Annotated in this window: 10 protein-coding genes; all 10 read right to left on the bottom strand. The window is 64.4% G+C overall.

The annotated features are described in order from the left end of the window. Positions 1-4: 4 nt before the first annotated feature. Complete coding sequence (locus tag VDP74_RS02560) at positions 5-328, bottom strand: LapA family protein (protein ID WP_322998050.1); 324 nt, start codon at positions 326-328, stop codon at positions 5-7. A gap of 87 nt (positions 329-415) precedes the next feature. Further along, positions 416-766, bottom strand: a complete 351-nt coding sequence (locus VDP74_RS02555) for an integration host factor subunit beta (protein WP_322998153.1) — start codon at positions 764-766, stop codon at positions 416-418. 8 nt (positions 767-774) lie between these two features. Further along, the gene (rpsA, locus tag VDP74_RS02550) at positions 775-2,487 is read right to left on the bottom strand and encodes a 30S ribosomal protein S1 (RefSeq protein WP_322998049.1); all 1,713 of its coding nucleotides are present in this window, start codon (positions 2,485-2,487) and stop codon (positions 775-777) included. A gap of 106 nt (positions 2,488-2,593) precedes the next feature. After that, positions 2,594-3,298: a (d)CMP kinase gene (cmk, locus tag VDP74_RS02545; protein ID WP_322998048.1), complete on the bottom strand. Its 705-nt coding sequence runs from the start codon at positions 3,296-3,298 to the stop codon at positions 2,594-2,596. Positions 3,299-3,306: 8 nt separating this feature from the next. Next, positions 3,307-4,632, bottom strand: coding sequence for a 3-phosphoshikimate 1-carboxyvinyltransferase (aroA, locus tag VDP74_RS02540; protein WP_322998047.1), 1,326 nt, complete (start codon positions 4,630-4,632; stop codon positions 3,307-3,309). Next, positions 4,629-5,522, bottom strand: coding sequence for a prephenate dehydrogenase (locus VDP74_RS02535; RefSeq protein ID WP_322998046.1), 894 nt, complete (start codon positions 5,520-5,522; stop codon positions 4,629-4,631). The genes aroA and VDP74_RS02535 overlap by 4 nt, the downstream gene beginning before the upstream one ends. Then, positions 5,519-6,631, bottom strand: coding sequence for a histidinol-phosphate transaminase (gene hisC / locus VDP74_RS02530; RefSeq protein ID WP_322998045.1), 1,113 nt, complete (start codon positions 6,629-6,631; stop codon positions 5,519-5,521). The genes VDP74_RS02535 and hisC overlap by 4 nt, the downstream gene beginning before the upstream one ends. A gap of 12 nt (positions 6,632-6,643) precedes the next feature. Continuing rightward, a complete protein-coding gene (pheA, locus tag VDP74_RS02525; RefSeq protein WP_322998044.1) occupies positions 6,644-7,732 on the bottom strand; it encodes a prephenate dehydratase in 1,089 nt (362 codons plus the stop codon). Beyond that, the gene (gene serC, locus VDP74_RS02520) at positions 7,725-8,858 is read right to left on the bottom strand and encodes a 3-phosphoserine/phosphohydroxythreonine transaminase (RefSeq protein WP_322998043.1); all 1,134 of its coding nucleotides are present in this window, start codon (positions 8,856-8,858) and stop codon (positions 7,725-7,727) included. Before serC ends, pheA begins: the two co-directional genes overlap by 8 nt. Beyond that, on the bottom strand, positions 8,855-11,539 hold the full coding sequence (gene gyrA, locus VDP74_RS02515; protein WP_322998042.1) for a DNA gyrase subunit A: 2,685 nt from the start codon (positions 11,537-11,539) through the stop codon (positions 8,855-8,857). Before gyrA ends, serC begins: the two co-directional genes overlap by 4 nt. Positions 11,540-11,716: the final 177 nt, after the last annotated feature.

The raw sequence follows: 11,716 nt of genomic DNA, 5'->3' as shown, positions 1-11,716 counted from the left end.
CCGATCAGAGCGGCGCGAGCGGCGCCACGGTTTCCGGAATCATCGGCCCGGACCCGGTCTGCGGATGTTCAAGGGCTTCCTGCGCGCGCGACAGTTCGCGCCGCAGGCGATTGATCTCGCGGCGACGACGCAGCACGGCGGAAAACGCCACCAGCAGGCCAAAAGCGACTCCCAACACGAAAGCCACCAGCATCACCACGATCAGCGGCACCTGATGCAGCACCTGGTCAGCAAAAAAGCCCACGTCCACTGGTGCGGTATTTTTCAGGGCGAACAAAAGCACGATGATGAAGATCACCAGGCGCAGCAACCAGACCAGGTAGCGCATATGCCAAGCTCCTTGAAAGGGAATGCCGCTATTGTAAAGGCAAAAAAAGCGGCCCGAAGGCCGCTTTGAATGCATCCGGTGAGGGATTCATTCGTTCAAATAATGCATCTGATACAAGTCCGCCACCGTGGCGGGTTCTTCGGCATCAGCGGCGGTCGGCCCCTGATCCACGCGTTCGCGGAGTTCCTTGCCGGGCTTGAAGTGCGGCACCAGCTTTGCGGGCACCAGCACCTTTTCGCCTGACTTCGGATTGCGCCCGACGCGCGGCTGGCGCTGCGACAGCGAGAAGCTGCCGAAGCCGCGAATCTCGATGCGCTGACCCTGGGCCAGCGCATCGGCCATCGCGTCCAATACCGTCTTCACCGCCAGGTCCATGTCGCGGATCGCCAACTGAGGGTAGCGCGCCGCCAACATGGTGATGAGTTCGGACTTGGTCAGGCCAGGCATCAGTTGTCGCGCTGCTGGTCGAGCTTGGCCTTCAGCAAGGCGCCCAGGTTGGTGGTGCCCGACGAAGCGCTGGCTTCGGTCATGCGCTGGATGGTATCAGCCGTTTCAGCATTGTCGCGAGCCTTGATCGACAACTGGATCGAACGCGCCTTGCGATCGACGTTGATGATCATGGTTTCGACCTGGTCGCCGGCGTGCAGCACCGTGGTGGCGTCTTCGACGCGGCCAGCGGAGATTTCAGAAGCACGCAGGTAGCCATCGACGTCCACGGACAAGGTCACGACGGCGCCCTTGGGTTCCACGGACTTGATCGTGCCGGTCAGGACAGCGCCCTTGTCGTAGGTGGCCACGAAGTTGTTGAACGGATCGCCTTCGAGTTGCTTGACGCCCAGCGAGATGCGTTCCTTGTCGGTGTCGATACCCAGGACCACGGCATCGATCTCGTCGCCCTTCTTGAAGTTGCGCACGGCTTCTTCGCCGGTCTCGGCCCAGGAGATGTCGGACAGGTGCACCAGACCATCGATGCCGCCGGGCAGACCCACGAACACGCCAAAGTCGGTGATGGACTTGATCGCGCCATGGACCTTGTCGCCACGCTTGAAGTTGGAGGCAAAGTCTTCCCAGGGATTCGGGCGGCACTGCTTCATGCCCAGCGAGATGCGACGACGGTCTTCGTCGATTTCCAGGACCATGACTTCGACTTCCTCGCCCAGGGTCACGACCTTGCGCGGATCGACGTTCTTGTTGGTCCAGTCCATTTCGGAGACGTGCACCAGGCCTTCGATGCCGGCCTCGACTTCGACGAACGCGCCGTAGTCGGTCAGGTTGGTGACCTTGCCGAACAGGCGGGTGCCTTGCGGGTAGCGGCGACCCAGGCCGATCCAGGGATCTTCGCCCAGCTGCTTGACGCCCAGCGAGACACGTTGCTTTTCCTGGTCGAACTTGAGAACCTTGGCTTCGATTTCCTGGCCAACGGACAGGACTTCGGAGGGGTGGCGGACACGGCGCCAGGCCATGTCGGTGATGTGCAGCAGGCCGTCGATACCGCCCAGATCCACGAACGCGCCGTAGTCGGTGATGTTCTTGACGATGCCCTTGATGATGGCGCCTTCGTGCAGGTTTTCGAGCAGCTTTTCGCGTTCCTCGCCCATGCTGGCTTCGAGCACGGCACGGCGCGACAGCACGACGTTGTTGCGCTTGCGGTCGAGTTTGATGACCTTGAATTCCAGGGTCTTGCCTTCATAAGGCGTGGTGTCCTTGACGGGACGCAGGTCGACCAGCGAGCCCGGCAGGAAGGCGCGGATGCCGTTGGTCATGACCGTCAGGCCGCCCTTGACCTTGCCGGTGATGGTGCCGTTGACCAGTTCGCCGGATTCCAGGGCCTGTTCGAGCTGCAGCCAGGCCGACAGGCGCTTGGCGCGGTCACGCGACAGAATGGTGTCGCCATAGCCGTTTTCCAGGGAATCGATGGCCACGGAGACGAAATCGCCGTCCTGGACTTCGAGTTCGCCCTGGTCGTTCAGGAATTCTTCCAGGGGAATGTAGGCTTCGGATTTCAGGCCTGCATTGACGACGACGAAATTGTGGTCGACGCGCACGACTTCGGCCGAAATGACCTCGCCGGAGCGCATGTTCTGATCTTTGATGCTGGCAGCAAACAGATCGGCAAAGTTTTCACCGCCCAAGGCGGCTTCAGTGGTAAGGGTGGACATGAACGATAATCCATACGCCCCGAAGGGCAATCATGACACGCCAGGACGAACCCGGCGGAGTGAACAAAAATCCCACATGACGGGGGCCGGAAACCCGACCCTGCCGTCAGGCAGGCCCATGTGCCGATCCCAGATTACGCCAGAGATCCAGCACCTGATCGACGACCTGATCCACCCCGATATGGGATGAATCGATCGTCACCGCGTCTGCCGCCGCCACAAGCGGGGCATGCGCCCGATCGCGATCGCGCGCATCGCGCGACCGAAGATCATTCAAAAGGTCGTCTAGGTTAGCAGAAATTCCCTTGTCCCTCAACTGCTTATGGCGCCTTTCGGCCCGGACATCCACGGCGGCATCGAGAAAGATTTTCAGGGGCGCGTCGGGAAAAATGACGGTGCCCAGATCACGGCCATCCGCCACCAGCCCCGGTACCCGGCGAAAGTCGCGCTGGCGCGCCAGCAGCGCCGTGCGCACGGCCGGCAGGGCGGCGACCTTCGAGGCCAGGTTGCCGATGGCTTCCTGGCGGATCAGCTGCGTGACGTCCTGGCCGTCCAGGCGGATGCAGCCTGGGCCGAACTGCGCATCGAGTCCACGAGCCAGGCGGGCGGCCAGGGATTCGTCGCTGCCGTCCCCTCCGGCCCGCTGCACGGCCAGCGCGGTCAAGCGGTACAACGCCCCGCTGTCCAGGGCGTGCCAGCCCAGGCGATCAGCCACACGCTGGGCGATGGTGCCCTTGCCCGAAGCGGTCGGACCGTCGATGGTGATGACGGGGACGACGGCATCGCCCCGTCCGGAAACAGTGGAACTCATGGCTTGCCTCATGCCTGCAGCAGATGCCGGAAATCCCGGAAATAGTCCGGGTAGGTCTTGGCGACACAGTCAGGATCGAGGATCGTGACCGGCACGGGGCCGAAGGCCGCCAGCGAAAAACACATGGCCATCCGATGGTCGTCGTAGGTGCCGATACGGGCCTCGCGCCACTGGTCCGCCGCCAGCGGATGCACCGTCAGGCTGTCGGCATCTGATTCCACCTGGGCACCCAGGCGAGCCAGCTCAGCATGCATGGCGTCGATCCGGTCGGTTTCCTTGACCCGCCAGCTGGCGATGTTGCGTAGACGACACGGCCCATCGGCATACAGGGCCAGCACCGCCGCGGTCATGGCCGCATCGGGAATCAGATTGAAATCGCGGTCGAAGGCCCGCAGGCGTTCGCCCTGCGCCACAACCGGCCCCCGCACCACGAGCGCGTCGGCCTCGCGGCGCACGTCCGCGCCCAGGTCCTGGACGACGTCGGCGAACGCCAGATCGCCCTGGATGCTGTCGGCGCCCACCCCCTGGATGCGAATCGGTCCCCCAGCGATGGCGCCCAGGCCCAGGAAATAGGATGCGGACGACGCATCGCCTTCGACGGCATAGCGGCCGGGGCTGCGATACCGCGCCTGCGCGGAAATGACGAACCGTTCCCAGCCGTCGCGCTGCACATCTACGCCGAAACGGGCCATGAGGTTCAGGGTGATCAGAATATAAGGTTTGGAGATCAGGGGGCCGTCCAGTTCGATGACCACATCCCGGCGCATCCGGCCAGCCGCAATCGGCGCCGCCATCAGCAAGGCGGTCAGGAACTGGCTGGACACCGAGCCTCGCACCCGGATGGGTTGATCCAGACGCAGGCTGCCCGGAGCGATCTTCAGCGGCGGATACCCTTCGTTGGCCTCGTAGATCAGGTCGCAGCCCAGGCCGCGCAGGGCGTCGACCAGATCGCCGATGGGCCGCTCGTGCATGCGCGGCACGCCCGAGAGGCGGTAATCCCCCCCCATGACGGCCAAAGCGGCGGTCAGCGGCCTGAAGGCCGTGCCGGCATTGCCCAGGAACAGATCGGCCTGGCGTTGTGGCCAGGCGGCGGACCCCGCGACGCGCACCTGCCCGGCGCCATCGTCCTGCACCCCGACCCCCAGCGCCTGCAAGGCGGCCTTCATGACGCGGGTATCGTCGGAATCCAGCAGGCCGGTCAGGGCAGTTTCGCCTTCGGCCAGCGCCGCCAGCAGCAGCGCCCGATTGGAAATGCTCTTGGAACCCGGCAGGGTCACGGTGCCCACCGCCCGCACGGACGGTGGCAAGGACAGGAATGGCGTGCGGTCAGTCATGGTGTCGGATTGCGCCCGCCCCAGAACCGGCGCGCCAGCGCGGCCTGTTCGAGCAGGTTTTCAAGGGTTTCAGGATGGGAGCCGTCATTCAACGCTGCGCGCCAGAGATCCAGCATCCGGGTGAAATCGTCCAATTCCTGCAGGACGGCATCGCGATTGGAAAAGAAGATGTCGCGCCAGACCTCGGGGGAACCCGCCGCGATCCGGGTGAAATCCCGAAAGCCGGTGCCCGCCAGGCTGAGCCGGGTGTCGGCATCATCGGCGCGCACCACCTGGGCCATGAAGGCCGCCGCCAGGAAGTGCGGCAGATGACTGACACAGCCCAGCGCCCTGTCGTGCGCGGCGGGGTCCATCAACTGGACCCGGGCGCCCGTAGCTTCCCAGATGCGGATCAGGCGGTGCTGGACGGCGCCGGGGGTGTCTTCGAACGGGGTCAGCACGACCTTGCGTCCATGGTACAGCAGGGAATCAGCGGCTTCCGGCCCAGTCATCTCGGACCCTGCAATCGGATGCCCCGGGATGAACTGCACGCAGCGATCACCCAGAACATCCTGCGCCAGGCGCGCCACGTCGGATTTGGTGCTGCCGGCATCCGTCACCAGGGTCTGCGCCCGCAGATGCGGCGCCAACGTCTGCAGAATGCTGGCCATGGCCCCGACCGGGGTTGCCAGAAAAATCAGGTCGGCTTGTGCAGCCGCCTGCTGCAGCGTGGCGATCTCGTCGATCAGGCCCAGTTCGCGAGCGCGCTGCAGGGATGCCGGCTGCCGCCCCACCCCCAGCACGCGCCCAACCTGCCCCACCCGGCGCAAGGCGGCTGCGAACGAACCACCGATCAGGCCGGTCCCCACCACGGCCAGCACCGGCACCAGGGGGTCGGGAACGCTGCTCATGGGCGCAGGATATCGGTCAGTGCCTGGATGAAACGGGTGTTTTCCTGTGGCAGGCCGATGCTGACGCGCAAATGCCGTGGCAGGCCGTCGCCCGCGACCGGGCGCACGATAATGCCCCGGCGCAGCAGTTCGCCATGCACGCTGACGGCGTCGCCGACCTCGACCAGCACGAAATTGCTGTGGCTGGGCACGTAATTCAGCCCCAGGGCCGAAAAGGCGTCTTGCAGCTGGGCCCTGCCGTCACGGTTCAGGGTATAGGTCCGATCCAGGAAATCGGTATCCGACAGGGCCACCCGGGCGGCCAGCTGGGCCAGCGCATTGACGTTGAAAGGCTGGCGCACACGGTTCAGCAGATCCGTCAGCACCGGCTGAGCCATGGCATAGCCCACCCGCAACCCGGCCAGGCCATAGGCCTTGGAAAAGGTGCGGGTGACGATCAGATTAGGATATTCCTGCACCCAGCGGGCACTGTCGATACGCTCGTCGGGATCCAGATAATCGTCGTAGGCCTCGTCCAGCAACACGGTGACGCGATCCCCGTGGCGATCCCGGACCGCATCCAGAAAGGCCTTGACCTGGGCTGGCGGCACGTGAGTGCCGGTGGGATTGTTGGGGTTGGCGATGAACACCAGCCGGGTATCGTTGGCGATGGCGTCGAGCATGGCCGGCAGGTCGTGCCCATAATCCCGGGCGGGGACCTGGATGTGGCGCGCCCCCCGGGCCTGGGTGCTGAGGCGATAGACCGCGAAGGCATGCGCGGCATACACGGCGGACGTGCCTTCGTCCAACAGGGCCAGCGAAGCCAGTTCCAGCAGATCGTTGGACCCATTGCCCAGGGTGATCCAGGCCGTCGGCACGCCATGGTGCGCGGCCAGATCGACCTTCAGGTCGAAGCCGTTGGGGTCGGGGTAACGCCCCTGCAGACTGCCGGCCGCCTGGCTGAGCGCCTCGCGCACACGGCCCGAGCAGCCCAGCGGGTTCTCGTTGGAGGCCAGCTTGATGATGCCGGCCGGATCCAGGCCGAATTCACGGGCCAGTTCCTCGATGGGCTTGCCGGGCTGATAGGGTGCGATCGCCCGGACGTGTTCCGGGGCCAGGGGCTGAGTCATGACGGGATTACCTCATTGCCGGGGATAGGAACCCAGGATCTTGAAGAATGCCACCTGCTGGCGCAATTCCGCCAGGGCCTGCTGTACAGGTTCGTCCTGGTGATGCCCCAGCAGATCCACATAAAAATAGTATTCCCACTGACCGGTGCGGGCCGGCCGGGATTCGAAACGGGTCATGGAGACATCGTGCCGCGACAGGGGCGCCAGCATCTCGTAGACCGCCCCGGCGCGGTTGGGCACCGCCAGGATCAGGCTGGTCTTGTCGCGACCGGTCGGCCCGGCGTCCCGCGCCCCGACCGCCACGAAGCGGGTCTGGTTCTGCGGGTCGTCCTGGATGCCGCTGGACACGGCGCTCAGCCCCCAGGCAGCAGCGGCTGCGTCTCCGGCAATCGCCGCACAGGATGGGTCTTCGGCCGCCATGCGAGCCGCCTGCGCATTGCTGGCCACCGGCAGGCGTTCCAGCCCCGGATGGTTGCGGCTCAGCCAGGCCTGGCACTGGGCCAGGGCCTGGGGGTGCCCCAGCACCCTGCGCACGCCCTCGAGGCCACCGGTCAGGGTCAGCAGATTGTGATGAATGCGGATGGTGCGCTCGCCCAGCACCTTCAGCGAGGAATTCAGCAGCAGGTCCAGACTGCGGTTGACGGCGCCTTCGGTGGAATTTTCCACCGGCACCATGCCGACGTCGGCCTGGCCAGCCTCGACGGAGCGAAAGACCTCGTCGAAGGATTCGCAGCGCAGGCCGGTAATCGCCTGGCCAAAATGTTCGTAGGCGGCCTGTTCCGAAAACGAGCCCTGCGGCCCCAGGAATGCCACGGTCAGGACGCTTTCCAGGCCCCGACAGGCGGAGATCACCTGCCCCCAGATGGCCGCCACGGCCGATTCCGGCAACGGCCCGCCATTGATGGTCTGCAGGCGCCGGATGATGAGCGCCTCGCGTTCGGGCTTGAGAATCGGCCCGGTAGCGTCGAAGCGTTTCTTGACGTCGCCCACCTGCAAGGCAGCCTGCGCGCGCTGGTTCAGCAGAATCAGGATCTGTTCATCCAGCGCGTCGATGCGCGCTCGGAGCGGTTCCAGGCTGGCCTGCAGGTCCTGTTCAGCCATGGCGCGCCTCGAAATCCTGCAGGAAGCCGATCAGCGCCTGGACGCCCTGGAGGGGCATGGCGTTGTACAGGGATGCCCGCATGCCGCCCACGGCCTTGTGGCCCTTCAGGGCCAGCAGGCCGGCGGATTCCGATTCAGCCAGGAACGTGGCGTTCAGGGACTCGTCGCGCAGGAAGAACGGCACGTTCATGCGGGATCTGACGGCGGGATGAATGCGGTTTTCGTACAGCGCAGAGCCATCCAGGTAGTCGTACAGGGTGCGGGACTTGCGCGCGCTGGCTGCATCCATGGCCGATACTCCGCCATGTTTCAGCAACCATTTGAAGACCAGGCCGGCCATGTAGATGGCAAAGGTCGGCGGCGTATTGAACATGGATTGGGCACCAGCCACGGGCGCGTAGTCGAACACCGAAGGGCAATGCGGCTGCGCATGGCCGATCAGGTCCTTGCGCACGAACACCAGGGTCACGCCCGCCGGCCCGGCATTTTTCTGCGCGCCGGCATAAACCACGCCCAGCCGCGAAAAATCGATGGGCCGCGACAGAATGTTCGAGGACATGTCGGCCACCAGCGGAACATCGGGGGCGCCCAGGTCCGCCATGTCCGGCATGACGGCCTGTTCGACGCCGCCGATGGTCTCGTTGGCGCACAGATGCAGATAGGCCGCATCGGGGCGGACATGCCACTGGTCCTGGGCTGGCATCCAGCACCATGAACCATAGGTGCGACCATCCAGCTCAACGGAGGATTCAGCCGTGGCCGCCACGGCGATGTCGCCATAGCGCTTGGCTTCGTTGAACGATTTCCGCGCCCAGTGGCCGCTGAGCACGTAGTCCGCGCGCCCCAGGCCGCCGCGGCCGATCAGGTTCAGCGGAATCAGGGCGTTCTGCGCCGAGGCGCCACCCTGCATGAACAGCACCTCGAAATCATCCGGCACCGCCAGCAGCGTGCGCAGATCGGCTTCCGCCTCGTCGCGGATGCGGCTGTAGTGCTTGCCCCGGTGGCTCATTTCCATGACCGAGGTGCCGCTGCCTTGCCAGTCGCACAGGTCTGCCGCAGCCTGCTGCAGCACTTCCAGTGGAAGGGTCGAAGGGCCTGCGGCAAAATTCCAGGGGCGGGTGGTCATGAAGGGTCCTTAGGGGAAGGGGAAACATCGGGCATGACGTCGCCGGCGGGTGCATCGCCCGCAGGACCAGCGTCGTCGCCATTCGTCTCGTCGGCATCGGTTTCATCGTCCGCATCGCTTTCAGCCACGCGTCGCACTCCGATCAGGCTGCTGTCCTCGTCCACGTTGATCAGCGTCACCCCTTGGGTGGCCCGGCCCATTTCGCGGATTTCCGACACTCGGGTGCGCACCAGCACGCCGCTGGTGGTGATCAGCATGATCTCGTCTTCGGGCTGCACCAGCACGGCGCTGACGACCTTGCCGTTGCGGGCCGAGGTCTGGATGGCGATCATGCCCTTGGTGCCGCGCCCATGACGGGTGTATTCGACGATGGACGTGCGTTTGCCGTAGCCGTTTTCCGTGGCGGTCAACACGCTCTGGGATTCGTCCTCGGCCACCAGCAAGGCGATGACGGACTGACCGTCTTCCAGGGACATGCCCCGCACCCCGCGAGCCGTACGGCCCATGGGGCGCACGTCGTTCTCATCGAAACGCACGGCCTTGCCGGCATCCGAGAACAACATGACGTCATGCTGGCCGTCGGTCAGTTCCGCGCCGATCAGATAGTCGCCCTCGTCCAGGCCCACGGCGATGATGCCGGCCTTGCGGGGGTTGGAGAAATCCGACAACGGAGTCTTTTTGACCGTGCCGCGCGACGTAGCCATGAAGACGTAGTGATCGTCGCTGAAGGCCTTGACCGTCAGCACGGCAGTAATGTTCTCGCCGTCGACCAGCGGGAACATATTGACGATGGGCCGGCCGCGCGAATTGCGCGAACCCTGCGGGACTTCCCAGACCTTCAGCCAGTACACCCGGCCGCGATCCGAGAAGCACAGCAGGAAATCGTGCGTATTGGCGATGAAGAGCTGGTCGACCCAGTCGTCTTCCTTCATGGTGGTGGCTTGTTTGCCGCGCCCGCCACGTTTCTGCGCCCGGTATTCGGACAGCGGCTGGCTCTTGATGTAGCCGCTGCGCGACAGCGTCACCACCATGTCCATGGGCGTGATGAGATCCTCGGTCTCGAGCTCGGTGGCGTTGTATTCGATTTCCGAGCGGCGCCGGTCGTTGCTGGCGTTGGAGAATTCGGCGCGGATCGCCTGGAGTTCGTCGCCGATGATCGCGGTGACCCGTTCGGGGCGGGCCAGGATGTCCAGCAGGTCGGCTATGGTCTCCATGATCTCGCGGTATTCGCCGACGATCTTGTCCTGCTCCAGGCCGGTCAGGCGCTGCAGGCGCATGTTCAGGATTTCCTGGGCCTGGACTTCGGACAGGCGGTACTGGCCGTCGGCCTGCAAGCCGAATTGTGGTTCCAGCCCATCCGGGCGATAGGCAGTCCGTCCGCCCGACGCGACGTTATCGTCTGCACGCGCCAGCATTTCCCGCACCAGGGACGAATCCCAGCTGCGTTCCATCAGGGCCTGGCGCGCCACCGGTGGCGTGGGTGCCGCCTTGATGATGGCGATGAAGTCGTCGATATTGGCCAAGGCCACCGCCAGGCCTTCCAGCACGTGACCACGTTCGCGGGCCTTGCGCAACTGGAAGATCGTGCGGCGTGTGACGACCTCGCGACGATGCTGCAGGAAGTACTGCACCATCTGTTTGAGATTCAGCAGGCGCGGCTGGCCGTCGACCAGCGCCACCATGTTCATGCCGAAGGTTTCCTGCAGCTGGGTGTTCTTGTACAGATTGTTGAGAACGACTTCCGGGACTTCGCCGCGTTTCAGTTCGATCACCAGCCGCATGCCGTCCTTGTCGGACTCGTCGCGGATGTCGGAAATGCCGTCGATCTTCTTTTCGTTGACCAGTTCGGCGATGCGTTCCTGCAAGGATTTCTTGTTCACCTGATAGGGGATCGCATCCACGACGATGGCCTGGCGGTTGCCGTGAGGCAGATCCTCGAAGTGGGCCTTGGCCCGCATGATCACCCGCCCGCGACCGGTGCGGTAGCCCTCGCGCACACCGGACATGCCATAGATGATGCCGCCCGTGGGGAAATCGGGCGCCGGGATGCGTTCGATGAGTTCGTCGATGGTGCAATCGGGATTGCGCAGGCAGTACAGACAGCCTTCGACGACTTCGGACAGATTGTGCGGCGGAATGTTCGTGGCCATGCCCACGGCGATCCCGGCGCTGCCGTTGACCAGCAGATTGGGCAGGCGCGAGGGCAGCAGCAGAGGTTCCTGTTCGCTGCCATCGTAATTGGGACCGAAATCGACCGTATCCTGGTCGATGTCAGCCAGCAATTCGTGGGCGATCTTCGCCAGGCGGACTTCGGTGTAGCGCATGGCGGCGGCATTGTCACCGTCGATGGAACCGAAGTTCCCCTGCCCGTCGACCAGCATGTAGCGCAGGGAAAAATCCTGGGCCATGCGCACGATGGTGTCGTAGACGGCGGAATCGCCGTGCGGGTGATATTTACCGATGACGTCACCGACGATACGGGCGGACTTTTTATACGCCCGGTTCCAGTCGTTGTTCAGTTCGTGCATGGCAAACAGGACGCGCCGGTGCACGGGCTTCAAGCCGTCGCGCACATCGGGCAGGGCCCGCCCCACGATCACGCTCATGGCGTAATCCAGATAGCTGCGCCGCATTTCATCTTCGAGCGAAATGGGCAGGGTCTCTTTAGCGAAGGATTCCATGTATATGTCCGAAACCGATAGGCGTCAAACCGCCAGGGGGGCAATCGGTGATTCTATCATCCGCCCAGACAGGCCATCGTCAGGTGTCCGGCAAGGCCTCGCAGGCGGCCAGATCCGATCCGGTACGGGCCAGCGTTGCAAAAAGCCCACAGCCAGCCCCCCCTGGCCCGGACAAAT

Origin of the sequence: Castellaniella sp., assembly GCF_034674885.1 — a bacterium.
GTDB lineage: Bacteria > Pseudomonadota > Gammaproteobacteria > Burkholderiales > Burkholderiaceae_B > Castellaniella.
Note: the sequence above shows the minus strand (reverse complement) of the source record. Positions and strands in the feature narration are given on the sequence as shown.

What these genes read in the sequence shown, in the direction of transcription:
- aroA (WP_322998047.1), bottom strand. Translation starts at nt 4,632, where the DNA reads ATGACTGACCGCACGCCATTCCTGTCCTTGCCACCGTCCGTGCGGGCG.
- serC (WP_322998043.1), bottom strand. Translation starts at nt 8,858, where the DNA reads ATGACCACCCGCCCCTGGAATTTTGCCGCAGGCCCTTCGACCCTTCCA.
- rpsA (WP_322998049.1), bottom strand. Translation starts at nt 2,487, where the DNA reads ATGTCCACCCTTACCACTGAAGCCGCCTTGGGCGGTGAAAACTTTGCC.
- pheA (WP_322998044.1), bottom strand. Translation starts at nt 7,732, where the DNA reads ATGGCTGAACAGGACCTGCAGGCCAGCCTGGAACCGCTCCGAGCGCGC.
- cmk (WP_322998048.1), bottom strand. Translation starts at nt 3,298, where the DNA reads ATGAGTTCCACTGTTTCCGGACGGGGCGATGCCGTCGTCCCCGTCATC.
- gyrA (WP_322998042.1), bottom strand. Translation starts at nt 11,539, where the DNA reads ATGGAATCCTTCGCTAAAGAGACCCTGCCCATTTCGCTCGAAGATGAA.
- hisC (WP_322998045.1), bottom strand. Translation starts at nt 6,631, where the DNA reads ATGACTCAGCCCCTGGCCCCGGAACACGTCCGGGCGATCGCACCCTAT.
- VDP74_RS02535 (WP_322998046.1), bottom strand. Translation starts at nt 5,522, where the DNA reads ATGAGCAGCGTTCCCGACCCCCTGGTGCCGGTGCTGGCCGTGGTGGGG.
- VDP74_RS02560 (WP_322998050.1), bottom strand. Translation starts at nt 328, where the DNA reads ATGCGCTACCTGGTCTGGTTGCTGCGCCTGGTGATCTTCATCATCGTG.